This is a genomic window from Ruegeria sp. AI2 (assembly GCF_056541275.1).
Genome location: NZ_JBQFYB010000001.1, coordinates 780,233 through 801,537, shown reverse-complemented (window position 1 = coordinate 801,537; position 21,305 = coordinate 780,233). Strand labels below are relative to the sequence as shown.

Below are 21,305 nucleotides of genomic sequence, written 5' to 3'. Positions count from 1 at the left end.
CTATCCTGCTCGTTCCATCACAGTGTTGTCGACCCACTGACGTGCCAGATGGTCGGTTTGCTGCACGTTATCAAGTGTCATCGGGGCATCAATAAGGCCACCCGTTGCGTCAAACCTGTCCAAAACGGCAGAAACGGTATCCGCCATATCAAGAAAGCCGATCCGGCCCGCAATGAAGTGATCCAGCGCGCGTTCCTTGGCGGCATTGAATACTGCGCCAGCCAGCCCACCACGTTGCATCACGTCCCAGGCGAGTTTCAGAGCTGGATAGCGTGTCAGATCCGGTTCGTTAAAGCGCAGCTGTCCCAGCTTTGCCAGGTCCAGCCTTTGAACCGGCAACTCCTGCCTATCCGGCCAGTGCAACGCATACCCAATGGCGTGGCGCATATCGGGGGCCCCCATATGCGCCATCATCGCGCCATCCCGAAACCCGACCATTGCATGGACAATGGATTCGGGATGAACCAAAACTTCGATCTGATCCGGAGAAACTCCGAAATATTCTTTTGTTTCTATGACTTCCAACGCCTTGTTGAACATCGAGGCACTGTCGATCGTGATCCTCTGTCCCATATTCCAATTCGGGTGGCTGGACGCTTGTTCGACGGTGGCGTTTGCCAGATCTTTCAGCGGCCAATCGCGGAACGCTCCGCCACTTGCCGTGATAATCACGCGTTCGACCGTGTTGATATCTTCGCCAACCAGCGCTTGAAACACGGCAGAATGCTCACTGTCGACCGGAAGCAAACGCGCGCCATGGTTTTTTGCAGTGTCCAGAACCAATGATCCTGCGCAGACCAATGTTTCCTTGTTGGCCAAGGCCAGTGTTGTCCCTTGTTTCAGGGTTTCGATCCCAGGCGCAAGGCCTGCTGCTCCGACGATGGCTGACATGACCCAATCTGCCGGGCGCGCTGCGGCCTCGGCGATCGCACGCGGCCCGGCCGCCACTTCGACCCCACTTCCGGCCAGTGCGGCACGCAAATCCTCCAACCTGTCTTCGTGTGCCGTGACAGCTAGATCGGCACGCAACCGACGTGCGTCATCGGCAAGTTGTCGAATATTTGCGCCGCCTGTAAGGGCCACCACATCATAGTCTTCGGGTTTACGCGAAATCAGATCAAGCGTGTTTTGCCCGATCGAACCCGTGGCCCCAAGAACGGAAATCCGTCGCATTACATCTCACCCGGCGTGTACAGAAGCCCTGCGATCAGAACAAACACCGCAGCCCCCATCATGCCGTCGAACCGATCCAGAAATCCGCCATGGCCGGGGATCAGATTTGAACTGTCCTTGACCCCGAATTTACGTTTGATCGCGCTTTCGATTATGTCACCCGCTTGACTGGCCATTGAAGCGAGAACGGACACAACAACAAAGGCAAATCCAAAACCCGCGTGGGTTGCGAAGGCGATACCGACACAGGCCGCGGCAGCCCATCCGCCTGCCGTTCCCGACCATGTTTTCTTGGGGCTGACCTTTGGCCAGAACTTGGGTCCACCGACCATTTTACCCACAAAATAGCCCGCCACATCGGTGGCAACCACCACCGCGATCAGCCAGACCATCCAGCCAAAACCCGAGTTTTCGCGAATGGAAATGAAACCCAGACCAGCCGCAACAATCCAGACCGCGAACATTCCGTACAAGGGTTTCGAACGGCTGATCTGTCCCATGCCCACCAAAGCTGGCGCAAGCACGACTGGAAGCGTGTATAGCGCCGGCAGGTGGTAGCTGAGGATAACCGCAAACGCAGTCAGAACGCCCAACTGGACGGCCACACCCTGGCTTTCAGGGTCAATCATCCGAACCAGTTCCCAGGTCATCAGGCCACAAGCAGCCGCAATGAAGACCTCGAACCAGAAACCGCCAAGCCAGACTTCGATGGCCCCTATTGCAACCAGAACGGCGGCAGAAAGGACCCGGCTCGTCAGATCAGACCACCGGCCATCACTCATGCCAGAACCGCCCCGTACCGACGCTCTCTGGCCCCATAGTTGCGACAAAGCCGTTCGAGTTCTGCGGCGGTGAAATCCGGCCACAAGGTATCTATGAATTCGTACTCGGAATAGGCGGACTGCCACAGCAGAAAGTTCGAAATCCGTGCTTCGCCACTGGTGCGAATGACAAGGTCAGGATCCGGAAGGACGCGTGTATCCAGATACTTAGGTAACGTTTCTTCATCCACATCCTCGGGTCTAAGCCGCCCGTCGGCCACATCCCGCGCGAGACGTTTGGTGGCGCGCGCCACCTCGTCCCGACCGCCATAGTTCAGGGCGACCGTCAGATGAACAAGGTCGTTGTCCTTGGTTTCCTCTTCAAGTGAATCCATCAATTCGGTCAGTTTCGAATCCAACCTTACCCGATCGCCAATGAACCGAACCCGGATGCCATTGTCCGCCAGGGTCCGTGTCTCCTTGATGATGTAGCGCCGAAACAGGCTCATCAACCCGGCCACCTCAACCTGCGTTCGCTTCCAGTTCTCGGTCGAGAATGCAAATACAGTCAGGTACTTGATCCCCAGATGCGGGCAGGCCTCGACAACCTCCCGAACACGCCGCGCACCGGCATGGTGCCCAAACAACCTGGGGCGACCGCGCGCCTGCGCCCAACGGCCATTGCCATCCATGATGATAGCGACATGGCGCGGGCCGCAGACCGGATCGGTTTGGGGATCTTTTGGCATCAGACCAGATCAGACCTGCATGATTTCAGTTTGCTTGGTTTCAAGCGCCGCATCGACCGCCTTGATCATCGCATCCGTGAGATCCTGCACTTCGCTTTCCCAAAGCTTCTGGTCGTCTTCAGACATACCGTCCGCTTTTGCCTTCTTGATCTGATCCATGCCATCCCGGCGCACATTGCGGATCGCGATCCGGGCGCTTTCCGCATATTGGCCAGCGACCTTGCCCAGTTCACGGCGACGCTCTTCGTTCAACTCAGGAATCGGAAGCATGATGATGGTGCCGTTCAGCTGCGGGTTGATGCCCAGGCCGCTTTCGCGAATGGCTTTTTCAACCTTCCCGACCAATGACTTATCCCACACATTTATAGTGACCATGCGGGGCTCAGGCACGTTGACGGTGCCCACCTGGTTGATCGGTGTCATCGAGCCATACGCGTCGACCATGACAGGTTCCAGCATCGAGGCCGAGGCGCGCCCGGTTCTCAGCGAGGCAAATTCGGTTCTCAGATTGGCCATTGCGCCATCCATACGGCGTTTCAGGTCATCGGTGTCCAGTTCGAAGTCGTCAGACATGCTGCTCACTCCCCGTATTCAGGTACTCTTTGGATGGGTCTTACGCCATCACATTTGGGATGTATAGCAATCATGAGGCGGTTTTGTACCAATGGCCAGAGGTGTTGCGATCATTTTGTACCAAACGCGCCTCCGCAAAACCCGACACGGCGTCGTATCGGGTTTAGGCTGTCAACTGCACTCAGGCATTCACATCGACAACAACGCGCCCTTTGACCTGCCCTTTCAGGATATCGGCACCCAGTTGCGGAAGGTCGGACAAGGCCGCTGGTTGTACCATCGACTCAAGCTTGTCCATCGGCAGGTCGGTTGCAATCCTTTTCCAGGCACGAACCCGGTTTTCATAGGGCTGCATAACACTGTCGATGCCAAGAAGGTTCACGCCGCGCAGCAGGAAGGGAATCACCGTTGCAGGAAGCGCCGCGCCGCCTGCCAGACCCACGGCCGCAACCGAACAGCCGTATTTCATTTGCCCAAGCACACGCGCCAGCATCGCACCGCCCACGGCATCCACGCAGCCCGCCCAGGTTTCACTTTCCAGCGGGCGCTTGGTTGTCTCATTCAGCTCATCGCGGGGCACTATTGTCGTTGCGCCCAGCGATTTCAGATAATCGCCGGTTTCAGGTCGCCCGGTCACGGCGGCCACCTCATACCCGAGATGGCCCAGAATGGCAGTGGCCACCGACCCAACACCACCGGCCGCCCCGGTTACCAGAACCGGGCCGCGATCGGGGGTCAACCCATGATCCTCCAGCGCCATCACGGCCAGCATTGCGGTAAACCCGGCGGTGCCTACGGCCATCGCCTGCCGGGCATCAAGCCCATCCGGCAGAGGCACAAGCCAGTCCGCCTTGGCACTGGCTTTCTGCGAATATCCACCCCAATGCGCCTCGCCTACCCGCCACCCGGTCAGAACAACCTTGTCACCCGGCTTGTAACGCGCATCGGTCGATGCCTCGACGGTACCGGCGTAATCAATTCCGGGAACATGCGGATACGCCCGCACCAAACCGCCCCCCTTCGGTGACAGGCACAAACCATCCTTGTAGTTCACTGTGGAATATTCAACCGCGACCGTGACGTCGCCATGCGGCAGATCATCCAGCGTAAGCTGCCTGACCGACGCGCTCGCCAAACCGCTTTCTTCGTCCTTGTCCATCACAAGTGCATTGAACATCTCTCAATTCCTTTCGTGTTTCTGTAACCGGCCCGCTGCTTCACCTGGCCCTAAATATCCCGGGGGAGTCGCGCAGCGACGGGGGCAGCGCCCCCATCCCCCCCCTTTAAATCCAGAAATGCGACTGCACGGTCGCGCGGCGCATCCCATCTGGCGTTTCCACGTCCAGCTCCGTTCCCGCATCCCAATGGCTCAGGCGTACCATGCCAATGGCTACGTTGGTGTTGAAATCGGGTGACCACGCGGCCGAGGTCACCTGCCCCACACGCTTGCCGTCGGCGTAAAGGCCCCATGGGCGGTCGCAGCCAGGCACCGGATCGCCCGTAATGGCGATGGGGCGGATTTGCTGAACGGGCCCCTCCTTGGCCACACGCAGCAACGCGTCCCTGCCGATACAGCCAATCGCGGTATGTGTGTTGCAGAACTTGCCCAGACCGCACTCATGCGGGGTGTTGTCGTCGGTCATGTCATTGCCATAGGACAGCAGACCGCCTTCAATCCGTTCGATCAGGTTCGGGCATCCGGCGCGCACCTGCAAATCTTCCCCTGCCGCAAACAGAGCGTTCCACAGGGGCATGCCGATATCGCTGCCTTCCACATAAATCTCGAACCCGCCCTGTTTGGAATAACCGGATCGCGCCACAGCCAGATCGCGACCTTCAAACTGGAACATATCGAATTTGAAGAACCGGATGTCGCGCACCCGGTCGCCAAAGACACGCGCCATCAGATCGTCAGCTTTGGGACCCTGAACAGCAAGAGGTGACACATCCGGTTCGTCCACCAGCACATCCAGACGATATCCAACGGCGATTCCCTTGACCCACAACAACAGATCGCTGTCAGCGATAGAAATCCACCAGCGGTCTTCGGACAGTTTTACCGCAACCGGGTCATTCAGCATGCCTCCGGTTTCATCCACGATGGGGACATAGAAACATTGCCCCGGCAGCATCCCCCGCAAATCGCGCGGGGTCAGCATCTGCATCAGGCGCGCGGCGTCCGGTCCGCGCAGCTCGATCTGCCGCTCGCACGCGACATCCCAGACCTGCACATGGGATTTCAGATGCCGGTAATCGGCTTCGACGCTTTCGAAGACCGTGGGCAACAGCATACGATTATAAACCGTGTACCCCTTGACCCCTGCGGCTTCGACCCCGTCTGAAAACGGTGTGCGCCGTAAGCGGCGCGAAGCGGAAATCTGCGGCATTCAAACCTCCTCGGACATAAAGACGATGTCGCTAACGGGCGCTTGCGACCGAACTTCGGTCAGCACTTTGAGCAATGGACCCCCATGGTGGGTCTGATGGTTGAAGAAATGGATCACATAGTTTTCGTAAGGCATTGTGACATCGACCTCTTTTGCGGCGAAGCGCCAGATGGGTGTCCTCGGGATCGGGTCAGATCCAGATGTGACACTGCTCGCCTTGCCAGCCATTAAAGCGTGCCATCTCTTGCGCATAAGCGCCGGTGATCATCACTTGGGCCCGTGCCAATCAATCGGACAGATTTCAGCCGACTTGCCGCCAAAATCCCAAACGCGCCCGTAGTCGCGCACTTTCGACTTGGTGCCACGCGCCACGATGATGTCAGGACCCATCCAGTATTTTGAGTTTGAAACCATCACGGGATGCTCGGGGTCTTTGCCTGCCAGCATCTCGATCTCACCCTGAATCTTGCGACCTATCATGATGCGGCGTTTGGTGCCGTCACGCTCGATCTGAACCGGCGCCCGTTCGGCCCCGATGATATCACTGACGAGCATGGTGAACAGACCGGTGGTGCCGCCCGCCTGCCCGCTGAAGATTTGCAGCAGCCCGTTATAGGCTTTGCCGCTGGCGCGTTCATCTACGTAAGCCGCCACTTTCCACTGGCCTTCGCCCATCCGGCCGGGAATATCGACCAGCAGGCCGACATTCAGACCCGACAGGTCCTCGCCCTCGTAATGGCCCTCATCAACGATAATACCCATCCAGGCATGACAATGCCCTTCGGTCGGAGGGTGCGCGCCCAGTGAAACGACGCAGGGACAGAACACATCGCACGAGCAGTTCAGGATCAACTCCCCCTTGATGGCCCAGTCCGTCGGGCTCATCTCGCGCCGCTTGGGATTGGGCATCCGGCTGTCGATACGCTGGCTGACGGGCAACCGATCGGCATCTGGTTTTCTGTTCTTAGCCATTGGCTTATCCTCCGTAGCTAATAGGGTAGACGAGCAGGAAAAGACCGCCCGCAATCAATGCAACTCCCACCGGTCGGGTTACAGCATGCCCGATCTGGGGAAGTTTTTCCAAAACCATGAACAGGGTCGCAAGACCCATCCACAACAGGCTCATGACGCCGCCTACAAAACCCAGCGCCATGAAACCCCAGCAGCATCCGACGCAGAAGGCACCAAGGCCCAGTCCCATGCGAACGCCGCCCGCAAATCCGGTTCTCCAATGGCCCAGGAAATAGGTCATCGGGGCGTGGCACACGCCATGGCAGACCTCTTTGACGCGCGAGAACTGAAACGCGCCAACCGCTATCATCAACCCGCCCGCAACCCAGCCGGATCTGGCAATGCCCAGCATGTCGATCACGCCACCAAACAGCAAAGCCTGTTGCGTTCCCGCGATCACAGCCGCAAACCCGACCCAAACCAAGGAATACCCTGCAAGCACACCCAGCCACCCGGCACGGGTGCCATTGGCGCTGCGGATCAGGTCGTCATAACTGCGCAGGGTTGGCACAAGCGTCGGCAGCATCATGGCGGCCATCATGATCGCCCACATCCAGAACAGCGTGCCAAACTCGGCCATGGGCATGTACATGTCCATGCGCGGGTCCATCGCAGCCATCGCCTGCCCCATAGGCCCCGGACGACCGATCAGGTCCAAGTCCATGTCGCGGCCCATCGCGAACATGACCCACCATGCCCACAGGATCAGGACATAAAAGCCCAGCCACATTCCGCTGCGCAGCCAAGTACGACTCACTTCGGCCTCCCGACTCAACTCTCTTGCTTTTCAAATGTCAGACTTTTAAATGTCAGACAAATAAAAATTTACTCAGGGTCTTCTGAATATGAAAATCGCACCTCGGAAAACCGCCGACCTGTCTGCCCAGATTGCACAAGCCATCCGGGATGCGATTGTTTCGGGCGAGTTGATTGTGGATGCGCGCCTGCCCTCGGAAGCGGAACTTTCCGAGCAATTTCAGGTCTCGCGCCCAACGGTGCGTGAGGCTTTGAAACGACTGGCGGCGCAATCCCTGATCCGCACACAGCGTGGCGCAACCGGAGGTGCGTTCGTAAACCGTCTGAGTTTCGAAGATGCCTATTCTCAGCAGATCACGACCTCGACCCTGCTGCTGTCGATGAACGCTGTCAGCTTTGATACGGCCTGCGAGGCCCGCTATGCGCTGGAGCGGGCCTGCGCCCCCCTGTCTGCCCAGAGACGAACAGCGGATCAGCTTGCCACGATGCGGGCGGAAATCTTTCGCCAGTCCCAGCCCGGTCTGACGGATGAGGCGTTTTGTGCATCAGACGTCACCTTCCACAGGGCCCTGGTGGACGGGGCCGACAACCCGGTCCTGTCCTATCAACTGGCTGGCGCGGTCGAGGCGATGCAGCCTTTGATGAACATGATTACCTTCACGGCACGTTCGCGTGAAGAAATCATCGCATTGCACACCAGAATTGCAGACGCGCTTGAGGCCAAAGACGCAGATACCGTCGACGCCGCGCTGGTCGATCTGGAGCATTACACACAGCAACTGGCCCACGATGTGGCCGAACGCAAACGTAAACCGGCCTGAAGGCTTAAACGGAAACATACTTTAAAGGCAGAGGTCGAGCAGGCAGAATGTCATCCGGCATCAAGATCGGAACTCTCAATAAGAATTGAATGACAATGATTTACGGGAGGACGTTATGAACAAAAGACCGGACCCAACCTTTTATCCTTCGGCCAAGCTGGCGATGGAAGGCCCCGCAGAAACGCTTGCTTTCACGCTGATGCTCAGCCCCGATTTTTCGCAACCCGACGGGCTGGCAGTAGTGAATGTCGATCCAACCTCGGCCGATTTCGGGAAGATCGTGCATCAGGTGATCATGCCCGAAAAAGGCGACGAGTTTCACCATTTTGGTTGGAATGCCTGTTCGTCGTCACTGTCACCGCTCAGCGGTCACGCGTTTCTGGAACGTCGCTATCTGATTATCCCCGGTATCCGTTCCAGCCGGATATACATCATCGATGTAAAGAACCCGCTTGAGGCGAAGATTCACAAGATCATCGAACCCGAGGAAGTCTTTGACAAAACAGGGTATTCACGACCACACACGATCCATTGCGGGCCGGAAGGCATCTATGTGAGCACGCTGGGCGGTGGCGGTGAGGACGGCACGGATGGCCCTCCGGGTATTTTCATCATGGATTGTGAAACCTTCGAGATCATCGGGCGCTATGAGATCGAGCGCGGCGTGCAGGACAAGCACTATGATTTCTGGTGGAATCTGCCGCGCGATTACATGGTAAGTTCCGAATGGGGCCTTCCCCCGCAATTTGAAAACGGGCTGGTGGCCGAGGATCTGCTTTCGAACAAATACGGTCACCGCATCCATTTCTGGAACCTGCGCAACCGGACCAATATCCAAACCATCGATCTGGGCGAAAACCACCAGATGGCGCTGGAAATCCGGCCCGCGCATGACCCAGTCAAACAATACGGGTTCTGTGGTGTTGTCGTCGACACCACCAACCTGCAAGGCGCAATCTTTACGTGGTGGCGCAATGAAGATGGCACGTTCGAAGCCAAGAAAACGATCACCATCGACCCGCAACCCGCTGATCCTGATGATCTTCCTGATCTTCTCAAGGGGTTTGCCGCCGTACCACCACTGGTCACCGATATCGACCTGAGCCTGGATGACAAATACCTTTATGTCGCTTGCTGGGGCACCGGCGAGATGCATCAATATGATGTATCCGATCCGATGAACCCGACCCTTGCCGGGAAGGTCGAAATCGGAGGGATTGTCAAAAAGACCAAACATCCGAACGGTCAGACCTTTGGCTATGGGCCACAAATGGTCGAGATCAGCCGCGATGGTAAACGCGTTTATTGGACCAATTCACTTTATTCCACGTGGGACGATCAGTTCTATCCCGAAGAAGGCGGCGCGGCCATGGTCAAGGCGGATGTCGGTGAGAATGGCGGGCTGATTTTGGACCCGAAATTCTGGGTTGATTTCCCCAAAGGATATCGCAGCCACCAAATCCGGCTGGAGGGCGGAGATTGCTCAACCGACAGTTTCTGCTACCCCTCGGTCTGAATTGGAGATTCTGATGACATCAACGGCTGGCCTTTGGCTGGCCGTTGTTCTGAGCGGCGCGTATCACGGGCTGAACCCCGGGATGGGCTGGCCGCTGGCGGTTTCCTCGGCCCTGATGGAGCAGCGCCAATCCGCCCTCTGGCGCGCGCTGGCGGCTTTGGCCAGCGGGCATTTTGTTGCCATGCTGGGTGTCCTTCTGCCCTTTGCCCTGATGGCCGTTCTGGTCGATTATCAACGGGAAATCCGCATCGGGGCTGCGTTGATTGTCATCGCGATGGGGCTATACATTGCGATCACCCGCCGTCATCCCCGTTTTCTGTCGCGCATACCGCCCAGCAAACTGGCGCTGTGGTCGTTTCTGGTGGCGCTTGCCCACGGGGCCGCCCTTATGCTGGTTCCGATCTATCTTGGTCTGTGCCAGTTGGACGAACTGGATGCCGGTCATCAGGCGATCTCCAAAATCATGACAACAAACGGTCTGCTGGTTCTGGGAGTTGCGGCCTTGCACACCGCCGCCATGGTTCTGGGCGGAGGGTTTCTGGCCTTCGCTGTTTATCGTTGGCTGGGGCTGCGTTTCCTGTCCCGCAGCTGGTTCAACTTGGAACTCATCTGGGCGCTCAGCCTTGTTTTAGTTGGTCTTTTGGGGCTGTGGTCGGCGGTTTAATCGCTTTCCTTTGGGCCGCAACACACTATCCTTAGGTGCTAGTATTACAATTCAATGAGGCCCGGATGATCACTACCCTGAATGTCATTGCCGCGTTGCTGACAATCGGTTTTGGCCTGTTCGGCTTTCTGGCGCCAGTTCATACCGCCAACGCGCTGGATCTTGCACCTACCAACAGCACCATGGGTCTGAGCGAGTTGCGCGCTTCGGTCGGAGGGCTGTTTGTGGTCTCGGGCATTGCTGTCATCTGGCTGAATGCTCCGATGGCCTACACGATGCTGGGCATAGTCTATGCGGGTGCCGCATTGGGCCGCTTCCTGTCACTGGCGCTGGATAACCCGCCTTTTGTGAAGGCAGCAACCTTTGGTGGAATCGAACTGGTGCTGGCGATATGGTTGATCGCCGCAAACTTCAATCGGGCCGCGTAACACACTGTAATTAAAGCTAACAAAGATGTGCAATCCGGGTTTGCATCCGCCGCTGACCTCACCTATATATGAGGTGTCCTTCGGGACTATGGACATAAACGCGCTCGTAATAAGCGGATCGGACCCGGGGGCGGTACCCGGCGGCTCCACCAAAATCCTTCGTTTGAGGATCAGGGGGCCGAAACAGGATCGACGAACGTCTAAAGGGGTAAGCTTTGTCTCGGCTGTCTGCCACCGTTACCGGCGAAAACAGTACAATTGCAAACGACAATCGTGCTCCGGTTGCAGTTGCTGCGTAAGCAGTAACAAGACCGAAACTTAAGTCCTTGCGCCTAGCCGCGTAAGGCGGGGTTCGCAGGTACCTGGCAACAGAAACCTGCACTTCCCCCCAATATGTCTGATATTTATGCCGCCTTTGCGCAGATTCAGAGTTTGTTCATTCCTTTTTGCCATCGTGTTCGCAGTTGGACAGGAGCGTTGGGATGACAAATTCGGAGATACTCAGATCCTGGTATTCTGAGGTTTGGGAAAACGGAAACACCGAGGCAATCGATCAGTTCTTTGCGCCCGAAACCATGGCCGAGGGACTGATCCCCGAAATGCAGGTGGGTGCAGACGATTTTCGGGACCTCGTAACGGCATTTCGTCATGTCTTGGGGGATATCAAGGTGGATTTGCCCAAGATCATCGAGAATGGCGATTGGGTATCCGCAATCCTGCATGTGCAGACGTGCCGGGCCGATAACGGTGCCCCTTTGGAGGTGACCGGTCAGGTCATGGCCCGGTTTAAAGACAATAAGATGGTCGAAGCGTATAATCATTTCGATTTCATCTCGTTCTTTGAGGAGATGGGCCAGTTTCCCGCCGACACCCTTCCCGTGTGTATGACCGGTCAGCGGCTCGACTGGGCCTGACGGTACAAACCGCAAACTTGACCCCCTATGTTCTTGCGCGGTAGCACTGGCGCAGGGGGTCAACTTGCGAACACCCCGTGAGGCGTCAGCCCAAGCTTCGCATGGATCCGAACGACTAAAGGAGACATGCTATGGCTGCTCTTAACGCCATCACACCGACCCAATTGAGCCGGTTAATCGGAACGCCTCGGGCGCCGGTTCTGATCGATATACGCACCGATGCGGATTTCAGCGACGATCCGCGGCTGATTCCGGGGTCAATTCGCTGCCCGCACACGGAAATCGACGCGATGAGTCGTCTGATTGGCAACGACCCTTGTGTAATTATCTGCCACAAAGGCAAAAAGCTGAGTCAGGGGGTGGCGTCCTGGCTGCGCGGGAAGGGCAAAAACGCCGAACATCTGGAAGGCGGGTTTGAAGGGTGGCACGAACAGCGCGAGGCGCCGTTGGTCCCACAGTCGATTCTGCCGGCGCCCATTAATGGCAGCACATTGTGGGTTACGCGCCAAAGGCCCAAAATTGACCGTATCGCCTGCCCCTGGCTGATCCGCCGGTTTGTCGATCGCAATGCACGGTTCCTTTTCGTCGCGTCGGAAGAAGTTCAGGGAGTCGTTGATCACTTTGGTGCCACCCCCTTTGACGTTCCGAATACATTTTGGACGCATCAGGACAGCGGCTGCACATTTGACACGATGATCCGGGCATTTGACCTGCGAACCGAGGCACTTGAGCGTATGGCCCGGATCATACGCGCTGCGGATACCGACCAGAATGATCTGGCCCCGGAAGCCGCTGGGTTGCTGGCGTTCTCGGTCGGTTTGTCCCGCCAGTATCGCGATGATCATGCTCAGCTTGAAGCCGGGTTGCACCTTTATGATGCCCTGTTCCGCTGGGCGCGCGACGGGTTTGATGAAAAGCATGACTGGCCATCGGGTCATGGCGCATGAGACCTACGGCACTGGACCTTTTCAAGGTATTCGGACGGATCGGCCTGTTGTCATTTGGGGGGCCCGCCGCCCAGATCTCGCTGATGCATCAGGAACTGGTCGAGCGCCGGCCCTGGCTGGATGAACAGACCTATCTGCGCGCGCTTTCCTTGTGCATGTTGCTGCCCGGTCCCGAGGCAATGCAATTGGCTACTTACGCTGGCTGGCGCTTGCGCGGTGTCGCGGGCGGGCTGATTGCGGGCAGCCTGTTCGTTTTGCCAGGGGCGTTTGTCATTACTGTTCTGGTCGCGCTTTATTCAGCATTTGGCGACATTCCACTGGTGCAATCCGCATTTACTGGCATCAAGGCGACCGTCATCGTGATCGTCCTGCAAGCCCTGCGCAAGCTGTCAGGTAAGGCGCTGACGGATACGGAACATCGTGTCATCGCAGGCCTGTCGTTTCTGTCAATCTTTCTGTTCAACCTGCCCTTCCCGCTGATCATTCTGATCGCGGCCCTGTGGGGGTATTTGCGTTATAATGGATCCATTTGGGCAACCGCTGTTCAGGACACGCCGAACTTTGCTCGTTCGGCCCGGACGATAGCGGTCTGGTTGCCGCTTTGGCTGGGGCCGCTTGTTGTTTTAACACTCAGCGGCCATCAATTGCTCAGCGATCTGGGGTGGTTCTTTGCCCGTCTGGCTGTTGTGACCTTTGGCGGCGCCTATGCCGTTCTCGCCTATATGTCGCAAACCGTTGTGGATCAGTATCACTGGATCAGTGCAGACCAGATGATTGACGGATTGGGGCTCGCAGAAACCACCCCCGGGCCATTGATACTGGTTACACAGTTTGTCGCCATGCTGGCGGGACAGATCAACGGTGGTTTCTCACTGGCGCTTGCTGCGGGCGCTGTTGCGTTGTGGGCAACGTTTGTGCCCTGCTTTTTGTGGATTTTCCTGACGGCCCCTTACCTTGACCGTCTGGCCACACGTCCCCGCCTGTCTGCCGCCCTTCACGGTATCACCGCCGCCGTTGTCGGAGTGATTCTCAACCTTTCCGTGTGGTTTGCCCTGAATGTTCTTTTCGAATCGGTGCCAGACATGAATTTGGGTCCGGCGGCAATACCCGTGCCCCAAGTGTCTTCGCTGAACATTCCGGCTCTTGCATTAACCTTTATTGCTGGAATATTGATATTTCGACTAAAATTGGGGATCGGAACAGTGTTGGTTCTGATGTCACTGGCAGGGCTGGTTGCGCATAATATCTGATCAATCCGATCATACCTGCCCTTTCGTTTCCGAACAAAACCCCTATGCTGAGCTTAACCACTTTTGAGGATGACACATGTCGCAAGGCATCGACTATGGCAACCTGATGCACACCGCCATGCGCGGGCTTATCAAGACTGTGCTGACGGATGTTTCGAAATCCGGTCTGCCCGGAGCGCATCACTTTTTCATTACCTTCGACACACGCGAAGATGGCGTGGATATCGCCGATTGGCTGCGCGACCGGTATCCGGAAGAAATGACAATCGTCATGCAGCACTGGTTTGAAAACCTCGAGGTCGGAGAGAACGGATTCGCCATTACCCTTAATTTCGGGGACGCGCCGGAGCCGCTTTACATCCCCTATGGCGCGATCAAAACCTTTGTCGATCCATCGGTGGAATTTGGACTGCGGTTCGAAAGCCCGGACGACGAAGATGATGACGATTATGTTGCAGAGGACTTGATCGAAGTCGAAGAGGAAGAACAGGCGCATCACGACGCCGATGTCGTGTCACTGGACAGCTTCCGCAAATAAGCTTTTGAGCCCTGCCCTGCGCGGGGTTCAGCGTTTCATCAGAAATGTTTCGACAGATCGGGATTTCTGACCGTCTATGAAGCGCGAGAATGACAGGTTCAGCCCGTCTTCGGCCAGGGTTCGGTCGAACTGCTGCAATTCATATCCGCCGTCCACGTCAATGAACAATGAAAACACCGTCAGCGTTTCGCCTTCGATACGCCCCCAGACGAAGGGTTCACCTTTCATCGGATCCAGCGGAACCTCATGACCGAACACGTTGCGTTTCATTGCGGCCGAAAATACATCCGGGCGGTCCGAGGGCACGAAGTCGATGGAAAACTGCTGTTCTTTTACCCGCCCGTCCAGCTTGTAGGTCGTGGTCTGCCAGCTGACGTTGAACCCGTTTTTGGTCTCGAAAATAGAAACGCTCATATCCCGCGGGGTTGAGGTTCCGTCCGCATCCACGACATTTGCCGAGCCCACATAATCCCCCAGGAACGGGGTAATGTCCGCGGCGCGCGCAGATGCGCCCAGAACAGACAGCCACAAAGCACAGACAGCAAATAACACGATCGCTTTTTCAAGCGTAATGCGATGGAAATTTGACATCTTGTCCTCCAAGGCGGCTACGAACCCATTGTAGCTGAGAGGGGGCCGCGCACAATGGCACATTCCCTGACGATAACAATAAAAGTGACGCACCCCGCGCCTATACCTTTGACGCCCTTGGGTTTAAGGTGCGCGCAACTGGCCGATTGCGTCACAGCTTGGCTGCGGCTAAACGGCATACAACAGCATACCAGACGGAGTGACAGATGTCTCAGACCCGCACCGAATCCGACAGCTTTGGCCCGCTCGAGGTTCCTGTCGACAAGTATTGGGGCGCGCAAACGCAGCGTTCGATCATGAACTTCCCGATCGGTTGGGAGAAACAACCCATCGCCATTGTGCGTGCGCTGGGCGTGATCAAGCAAGCCTGCGCGATGGAGAACAAGGCGACCGGAAAACTGGATGCCAGGATTGCCGACGCCATCATTCAGGCCGCGGGTGAGGTGATCGAAGGCAAGTTTGACGACAACTTTCCGCTGGTCGTCTGGCAGACAGGTTCCGGCACCCAGTCGAACATGAACTCGAACGAGGTCATCGCGAACCGCGCCATCGAAATTCTGGGCGGTGTCATCGGTTCAAAAAACCCCGTGCATCCGAACGATCACTGCAACATGGGTCAGTCGTCGAATGACACCTTTCCCACCGCGATGCACATCGCCACAGCGATGAGTGTTCGTGACGTCCTTCTGCCCGGGCTTGAAAAGCTGGCCTCAGGTCTTGAGCAGAAAGCTGATGAGTTCAAGGACATCATCAAGATCGGCCGGACTCATACGCAGGATGCAACGCCTCTGACACTGGGGCAGGAATTCAGCGGTTATGCCCACCAGATCCGTCAGGGGATTGCGCGCGTACACGCAGCGCTGCCCGGCATCTACGAACTGGCGCAAGGCGGCACCGCCGTCGGCACCGGCCTGAACACCCAAAACGGTTGGGGCGAAGCGGTTGCGGGCCATATGGCGCAGATCACCGGCCTGCCCTTCGTGACTGCGCCGAACAAATTCGAAGCGCTGGCCGCCCATGACGCCATGGTCTTTATGTCCGGGGCTTTGGCGACCATCGCAGGCAGCTGTTACAAGATTGCCAACGACATCCGTTTCCTGGGCTCTGGCCCGCGTTCGGGGCTTGGAGAACTGATCCTGCCCGAGAACGAGCCCGGCTCGTCCATCATGCCCGGCAAGGTGAACCCGACCCAGGCCGAGGCTCTGACACAGGTTGCTGCGCACGTAATGGGCAACAACGCCGCGATGAATTTTGCAGGCAGTCAGGGCCATTTCGAGCTGAACGTCTATAACCCGATGATGTCCTACAATCTGTTGCAATCCATCCAGTTGCTGGGCGACGCCGCCGACAGCTTTACCGAGCGGATGTTGCTGGGCATCAAGGCCAATGAGCCGCGCATCGACAAGCTGATGAAGGAATCGCTGATGCTGGTGACGGCGCTGGCCCCGACCATCGGCTATGACAACGCCACAACGGTCGCCAAGACCGCGCATAAGAACGGCACAACCCTCAAGGAAGAAGCCATTGCGCTGGGGTTTGTGGACGAGGCAACGTTTGACGCCGTTGTCCGCCCCGAACAGATGATCGGCCCGAAAGACTGATGGGCAAGCCGGTCAACCTGAACCGGTATCGAAAAGAAAAGGCGCGGGCCGAAAAGAAGGCCCGCGCAGATCAGAATGCCGTCGCCTTTGGGCGCACCAAGTCCGAGAAAACAATCGTCAAACTTCAGCAGGACAAGCAGAGGCGTGACCTTGACAATCACGAGCTGGATGAATGAGCGGTCGGCCAATAAAACGTTCATTGACCCTCAAGGGACACCGGACATCTGTCTCGCTTGAAGATGAGTTTTGGCGGGCATTTCGCGACATTGCGAAAGAAAAAGATCAGCCAATCAATGCACTGGCCGCGCAAATTGATGTTGACCGCGACCCGGAAACCGGATTGGCCTCGGCTATTCGCGTGTTTATTCTGAACTGGTACCGAGACAAGGTTTAACGCTTGTCAGATCTTGGTTGTTAAGTGTAACTTCACCATAGAACAAAAGGGGTACACTCATGGGAAGCACGGTATTGGGACCTGACGGTCAACCTCGGTGTTCCTGGTGCCAGGCGGCGCCGGAATTCTTTGACTATCATGACACCGAATGGGGCTTTCCGGTCTCGGATGACCGGCGACTGTTCGAGAAACTGTGCCTGGAAAGCTTTCAGTCGGGTCTTAGCTGGCGCACGATCCTGAACAAGCGCGAGAATTTCCGAGAAGCGTTTTACGGTTTTGATTTCAACAAGATGGCCGAGTTCTCTGAAGTCGATGTTGAACGTCTGCTGCAAAATGATGGGATCATTCGCCACCGGGGCAAGATCGAGGCGGTGATCAACAACGCCCGCCGCGCGCAGGAGCTGGTGGCGTCGGAAGGATCGCTGGCGGCTTATGTCTGGCGGTATGAGGCGGAAACCCCGTCGCCCCCACAATCGGCATCCACATCGCCCGAGTCGGTGGCAATGTCGAAGGACCTCAAGAAACGGGGCTGGAAATTTGTTGGCCCCACGACGGTGTTTGCGTTCATGCAGGCCATGGGGCTGGTCAATGACCATGCCGAAGGCTGTATCAGCAGAAAAAAAGCGGCACAGTTGCGCCGCTCTTTCATGAAACCTGTCTGAGGATCAGACCGAAGCTTTGAAGATCTTGTCGATATTGCCGCCCAAGGCGGTGTTGAATTCGGCGTCCGACTGCTGTTTCGAGAGACCTTCGGTCAGTGCGCGAGAGAAAGAAGCGATCATTTTGCCGTTCTGTCCCAACAGGTCGCAGGCCTCTTCGGTCGAATACCCACCTGACAGCGCAACAACGCGCAGAACGCGCGGATGGTCGGCCAGTTCGTCATACAGGTTTGCCTGTGTCGGGATCGTCAGCTTCAGCATGACCTCCTGCCCCTCACCCAGCTGGTCAAGGTTCTTCAGGATTTCAGCTTTCAGAATCTCCTCGGCCTCGGCCTTGGTTTCTGAATGAATGTTGACCTCAGGCTCGACGATTGGAACCATTCCGGCGTCAGTCACTTCACGGGCAACGTCGAATTGCTGGGCAACCACGGCCGCGATGCCTTCGGCATTGGCCTCGTGGATGACCGAACGTTCTTTGGTACCGAACACGCCTTCTGCCTTAGCTAGCGTGTCGGCCAGACCGGGGATCGGTTTCATCAACTGAACACCGTTGGCCTGATCCTCAAGGCCCTTGTCGATTTTCAGGAATGGCACGATTCCTTTGACCGACCAGAGGTAATCAGCGACTTTGCGGCCCTCGATCTCTTCACCAAGGGTGCGTTCGAACAGGATCGCACCGATGACTTTGTCTTTGGTGAAGTCATTGGCCAGAATGATCCGCGCGCGCATCTTTTGAATTTCGCCGAACATCTCAGCGTCCGAGCTGTAGGTCGACGCGTCAACGCCGTACAACGCCAGAGCTTTCGGGGTCGAGCCGCCGCTTTGATCCAATGCCGCGATAAAGCCTGCGCCGTTGATCATCTGCGCGCGCTGTTCTGCTTTGGCCATAATGTTTTCCCGTTCAATGATGATTCCGATGTCTTCCCCCGCATACATCACAGTCAGGACCGATGGTAGTTTGTTAGCGCTCAACCAGCCGCAACCATATGCCATCCCTGGATCGAACGGTCAGATGGGCCACCGGAACCGGCGTTTTGCCGCTGATTGTTTCGAATTTGAAATTCCGCACCAGCATCGACAGGATCAGCGGCCCTTCGACCATGGCAAACCCGGCCCCGGTACAGACGCGGGGACCTGCGGAAAACGGGATATATGCCTTACGCTGGCATGTTTTGCCGTTGTCACTGTTCCAGCGGGTCGGGTCAAAGCCGTCGGGATTGTCCCATAACCGTTCGTGACGGTGCAGGTGCCAGGGGCTGATTACGATTTGTGACCCGTTGGGAACGTCCCTGTTTCGGAACTGGTGTGGGCACGTGGCCTCTCGCACCATCATGGGAACCGGCGGGTAAAGGCGCAGTGCCTCGCGAAACACGTCGCGGCTGATCTTGAGTTTGGAAACCGAGGCAAAGGTCGGATCGTCCAGAACGGCAGCTTCGTTAGCAATCCTTTCCTGCCATTCGGGATAAAACGCCAGCAGATACAATGTCCACGCCAGGGCCGATGCGCTGGTTTCATGGCCTGCCAGAAAGAAGATCGCGACCTGATCGACCATCTCCTCGGGCCCGAAAAACTGACCGGTTTCAGGGTCAGCGGTTGTCATGATCTTGGTTGCCAGATCATCGGGGGCGGTTCCGGCCTTGATCGCCTCTGCCCGCTCATGGGTCAGGTCAGTGATCAGGTTACGGATGTCTTCGGCGTTTTTCCGTGTCGTCCGGGAGTGGAACCGAGGCATCCATTTGGGCAGCGGAACGAAAGCTGCAAGGTTCAGCAGAGGTTGTTCACGCTGGTAGTTGCGGAACTTTTCAAACACCTTGCTGGCTATGGCGTGGTCGATCGGCACCGAAAACAAGGTGCGAAAAATCACATCTGCTGCGGCGTGGCTTGTCTGTTCTTCGACTTCGATCTGTTTGCCGACATGGGGGCGCAACCGCTCAACACAAGCGTCTGCTGCGGCCAGCATGGCGGGAAACGTGTCTTTCAGCCGCCCGCCCTCAAATGCCGGGTCAATGATGCGCCGCTGACGTTTCCACGTCTCTCCATTGGTTAGGAACACCGAATTACCAAGCAAGGGGCGCAGGCCTTCGCTGATCCGGCCCGATTTAGGAAAATCTTCGGGGCTTTTCCTGAGGACGGTGTCAATCAGGTCCGGTTCATTGACCAGGAAGGACCGGAAGAAGGGTGTCCTGAATTCGGCCATCCACGCGCGATAAAGGCGCGCTGGCTGTGCAGACAGCAGATCCTGACGAAACAGTTTCAGGTAACGCAATAGGGAAACCTTGTCTGCGCGCGGCTGGGGCTTGGGCGGGATCATGGGCGAACCGACGTGTATTTGGACACAGGCGTCTCAATCCGGCTGCGTGAGGGGGCACGTCCTCGGAACCGCTGTTTCAGCGTCAAAGGGCCTGCTGTAATTCGGAAATAGTCGTAAATACCCGGCGTATCGAATGCGCAAAGGTACTGAAAATGCAGCCGGAAGAACCGCCAGCGCAGGGCTTTCCAACGTTCAGGCGCCAGAGTTTGCGTAAAGGCCGCCGACAGGACAAGCGGCCAGCGTTTGTCCGGCCCGGCCACCCCTGTAACGGCCACCGGATCACACAGCGCAAATGCGCAGCCATCCCCGGGGGCCGAGACATCGACCCACGTGATGTCCGGACTGGAAGACAGGAATTGAAGGTCGGACCGAAGGCCATGCGCATTTGGCAGAAAGGACACCATAGGCATCACCTGCCCCAGGCTGAGGAACGACAACTCTGCCCCCTGTTGCGGCACGGCCCTGTCGCGGATCAGGTCGGCCAGAACAGACACCCCCAGATGCGCACCCGAACTGTGGCCCACCACCAGAACCTCATCTACACCGGATATCAGCGCGGCTTCAATCGCTTTGCGGAATGCGGCCAGCCTTTCCTTCAGTTTAAGCGGAGTTTCCCCCTTTAACTGTGCGGAATAGGCGTAATCATGCATCAGGTAGTAGGCAAACAACCGGTTGTCGATCTTGCGGAACCACAGCATCAGCGCAACCGCAACGGCAATACCCGGTAACAGACCCCACCAGCCAGCCATCGCCACACATGCCCACGCGACTGCAAACGCAACCAGCAGCTGAGACACCAACATCGCCACCGGATAGAGCGCCGCAATCACCGGGCCTTTGCGCAACCGCATGAGGCGCCACAAAGCACCGGTCGAAATGTATATCCACGCCGTGTGCGCCAACTTCGCATAGGTTGCTGGGATCGACGCGGACATGCTGTCGCGCACGATGTCTGACCAGACCAGTACTTCGATCTCTGTCTCAACAGACGCACCGTCCTGCATTGATGTCACGGACCAGCCGAACAGACCTTTTGCGGACTTAGGGGCAATCGTGATCTCATATCCTGAAATCCGGGCCTGCGCTTGCGACTCGGTTCGGTAAAGCTCGCGATATCGTCGCGGCGGCATCGGGTCATAACCGGGGATGTAGAACACCCGGCGTTTGCGCACCTGTGACTGATTTCTCTGACTGCTCATGCCTTTACCTTCTGCCGCGCAGGTTAACGCAGGCTTTAGGTCAAGGTAAGGGGGTCAGACGC

Annotated in this window: 25 protein-coding genes and 1 other RNA gene; 13 read left to right on the top strand and 13 right to left on the bottom strand. The window is 57.1% G+C overall.

The genetic code is table 11. The annotated features are described in order from the left end of the window. From dxr to ACR0LL_RS03920, 9 genes are all read right to left on the bottom strand, one after another. Entirely contained in the window at nt 1-1,173 is a 1,173-nt protein-coding gene (dxr, locus tag ACR0LL_RS03960) for a 1-deoxy-D-xylulose-5-phosphate reductoisomerase (protein WP_480584173.1), read from the bottom strand. Next, nucleotides 1,173-1,955, bottom strand: coding sequence for a phosphatidate cytidylyltransferase (locus ACR0LL_RS03955; protein WP_480584171.1), 783 nt, complete (start codon nt 1,953-1,955; stop codon nt 1,173-1,175). The genes dxr and ACR0LL_RS03955 overlap by 1 nt, the downstream gene beginning before the upstream one ends. After that, a complete protein-coding gene (locus ACR0LL_RS03950) occupies nt 1,952-2,683 on the bottom strand; it encodes an isoprenyl transferase (RefSeq protein ID WP_480564851.1) in 732 nt (243 codons plus the stop codon). The genes ACR0LL_RS03955 and ACR0LL_RS03950 overlap by 4 nt, the downstream gene beginning before the upstream one ends. Before the next feature lie 9 nt (nt 2,684-2,692). Further along, nucleotides 2,693-3,256: a ribosome recycling factor gene (gene frr, locus ACR0LL_RS03945; RefSeq protein WP_480481034.1), complete on the bottom strand. Its 564-nt coding sequence runs from the start codon at nt 3,254-3,256 to the stop codon at nt 2,693-2,695. A gap of 181 nt (nt 3,257-3,437) precedes the next feature. Further along, entirely contained in the window at nt 3,438-4,433 is a 996-nt protein-coding gene (acuI, locus tag ACR0LL_RS03940) for an acryloyl-CoA reductase (RefSeq protein WP_480564854.1), read from the bottom strand. Nucleotides 4,434-4,539: 106 nt separating this feature from the next. Continuing rightward, nucleotides 4,540-5,643, bottom strand: a complete 1,104-nt coding sequence (locus ACR0LL_RS03935; protein WP_480584168.1) for a dimethylsulfoniopropionate demethylase — start codon at nt 5,641-5,643, stop codon at nt 4,540-4,542. Further along, nucleotides 5,644-5,871 carry a hypothetical protein gene (locus tag ACR0LL_RS03930; RefSeq protein WP_480584166.1) on the bottom strand — a complete coding sequence of 76 codons (228 nt, stop codon included), beginning with the start codon at nt 5,869-5,871 and terminating at the stop codon, nt 5,644-5,646. A gap of 39 nt (nt 5,872-5,910) precedes the next feature. Then, nucleotides 5,911-6,615, bottom strand: a complete 705-nt coding sequence (locus ACR0LL_RS03925; protein ID WP_480584164.1) for a DUF1326 domain-containing protein — start codon at nt 6,613-6,615, stop codon at nt 5,911-5,913. Nucleotides 6,616-6,619: 4 nt separating this feature from the next. Next, nucleotides 6,620-7,384 (bottom strand): DUF2182 domain-containing protein, encoded by a 765-nt coding sequence (locus tag ACR0LL_RS03920; RefSeq protein WP_480585263.1) that lies wholly within the window; start codon nt 7,382-7,384, stop codon nt 6,620-6,622. A 115-nt stretch (nt 7,385-7,499) separates the two neighbouring features. On the opposite strand from ACR0LL_RS03920, the gene ACR0LL_RS03915 reads away from it, so the two are divergent. The 9 genes from ACR0LL_RS03915 (at nt 7,500) to ACR0LL_RS03875 (ending at nt 14,488) form a co-directional block, all read left to right on the top strand. Next, complete coding sequence (locus ACR0LL_RS03915) at nt 7,500-8,231, top strand: FadR/GntR family transcriptional regulator (RefSeq protein ID WP_480584162.1); 732 nt, start codon at nt 7,500-7,502, stop codon at nt 8,229-8,231. A 115-nt stretch (nt 8,232-8,346) separates the two neighbouring features. Beyond that, nucleotides 8,347-9,747: a selenium-binding protein SBP56-related protein gene (locus tag ACR0LL_RS03910; RefSeq protein ID WP_480584160.1), complete on the top strand. Its 1,401-nt coding sequence runs from the start codon at nt 8,347-8,349 to the stop codon at nt 9,745-9,747. Between the two features lie 13 nt (nt 9,748-9,760). Continuing rightward, complete coding sequence (locus ACR0LL_RS03905; RefSeq protein WP_480584158.1) at nt 9,761-10,411, top strand: hypothetical protein; 651 nt, start codon at nt 9,761-9,763, stop codon at nt 10,409-10,411. A 65-nt stretch (nt 10,412-10,476) separates the two neighbouring features. Then, nucleotides 10,477-10,839: a DUF4345 family protein gene (locus ACR0LL_RS03900; protein ID WP_480537818.1), complete on the top strand. Its 363-nt coding sequence runs from the start codon at nt 10,477-10,479 to the stop codon at nt 10,837-10,839. A 36-nt stretch (nt 10,840-10,875) separates the two neighbouring features. Continuing rightward, nucleotides 10,876-11,222, top strand: a transfer-messenger RNA (tmRNA) gene (ssrA, locus tag ACR0LL_RS03895). A 99-nt stretch (nt 11,223-11,321) separates the two neighbouring features. Beyond that, nucleotides 11,322-11,753, top strand: a complete 432-nt coding sequence (locus ACR0LL_RS03890; RefSeq protein ID WP_267364373.1) for an ester cyclase — start codon at nt 11,322-11,324, stop codon at nt 11,751-11,753. A 131-nt stretch (nt 11,754-11,884) separates the two neighbouring features. Further along, on the top strand, nt 11,885-12,700 hold the full coding sequence (locus ACR0LL_RS03885; RefSeq protein ID WP_480584154.1) for a chromate resistance protein ChrB domain-containing protein: 816 nt from the start codon (nt 11,885-11,887) through the stop codon (nt 12,698-12,700). Further along, a complete protein-coding gene (chrA, locus tag ACR0LL_RS03880; protein ID WP_480584151.1) occupies nt 12,697-13,950 on the top strand; it encodes a chromate efflux transporter in 1,254 nt (417 codons plus the stop codon). The genes ACR0LL_RS03885 and chrA overlap by 4 nt, the downstream gene beginning before the upstream one ends. Nucleotides 13,951-14,026: 76 nt before the next feature. Continuing rightward, on the top strand, nt 14,027-14,488 hold the full coding sequence (locus tag ACR0LL_RS03875; protein WP_480584148.1) for an SspB family protein: 462 nt from the start codon (nt 14,027-14,029) through the stop codon (nt 14,486-14,488). 27 nt (nt 14,489-14,515) lie between these two features. On the opposite strand, the gene ACR0LL_RS03870 is transcribed toward ACR0LL_RS03875, so the two are convergent. Then, entirely contained in the window at nt 14,516-15,079 is a 564-nt protein-coding gene (locus ACR0LL_RS03870; protein WP_480481056.1) for a hypothetical protein, read from the bottom strand. Between the two features lie 206 nt (nt 15,080-15,285). Between ACR0LL_RS03870 and fumC the strand changes: the two genes are divergently transcribed. The 4 genes from fumC to ACR0LL_RS03850 are packed head-to-tail and all read left to right on the top strand — an operon-like array spanning nt 15,286 to nt 17,736. Beyond that, nucleotides 15,286-16,680 (top strand): class II fumarate hydratase, encoded by a 1,395-nt coding sequence (fumC, locus tag ACR0LL_RS03865; protein WP_480584145.1) that lies wholly within the window; start codon nt 15,286-15,288, stop codon nt 16,678-16,680. Beyond that, nucleotides 16,680-16,856 carry a DUF4169 family protein gene (locus ACR0LL_RS03860; protein WP_480584142.1) on the top strand — a complete coding sequence of 59 codons (177 nt, stop codon included), beginning with the start codon at nt 16,680-16,682 and terminating at the stop codon, nt 16,854-16,856. The genes fumC and ACR0LL_RS03860 overlap by 1 nt, the downstream gene beginning before the upstream one ends. Then, nucleotides 16,853-17,074, top strand: a complete 222-nt coding sequence (locus ACR0LL_RS03855) for a ribbon-helix-helix domain-containing protein (RefSeq protein ID WP_267364385.1) — start codon at nt 16,853-16,855, stop codon at nt 17,072-17,074. The genes ACR0LL_RS03860 and ACR0LL_RS03855 overlap by 4 nt, the downstream gene beginning before the upstream one ends. A gap of 59 nt (nt 17,075-17,133) precedes the next feature. Continuing rightward, complete coding sequence (locus ACR0LL_RS03850; protein ID WP_480584139.1) at nt 17,134-17,736, top strand: DNA-3-methyladenine glycosylase I; 603 nt, start codon at nt 17,134-17,136, stop codon at nt 17,734-17,736. Nucleotides 17,737-17,739: 3 nt separating this feature from the next. Here ACR0LL_RS03850 and ACR0LL_RS03845 read toward each other — a convergent pair whose 3' ends face one another. The 3 genes from ACR0LL_RS03845 to ACR0LL_RS03835 all read right to left on the bottom strand — a co-directional run bounded on the left by ACR0LL_RS03845 (nt 17,740) and on the right by ACR0LL_RS03835 (nt 21,243). Continuing rightward, nucleotides 17,740-18,621 (bottom strand): fructose bisphosphate aldolase, encoded by an 882-nt coding sequence (locus ACR0LL_RS03845; protein ID WP_480584137.1) that lies wholly within the window; start codon nt 18,619-18,621, stop codon nt 17,740-17,742. 73 nt (nt 18,622-18,694) lie between these two features. After that, on the bottom strand, nt 18,695-20,044 hold the full coding sequence (locus tag ACR0LL_RS03840) for a cytochrome P450 (RefSeq protein WP_480584134.1): 1,350 nt from the start codon (nt 20,042-20,044) through the stop codon (nt 18,695-18,697). Beyond that, nucleotides 20,041-21,243 carry a hypothetical protein gene (locus tag ACR0LL_RS03835; protein ID WP_480584131.1) on the bottom strand — a complete coding sequence of 401 codons (1,203 nt, stop codon included), beginning with the start codon at nt 21,241-21,243 and terminating at the stop codon, nt 20,041-20,043. The genes ACR0LL_RS03840 and ACR0LL_RS03835 overlap by 4 nt, the downstream gene beginning before the upstream one ends. Nucleotides 21,244-21,305 lie beyond the last annotated feature (62 nt).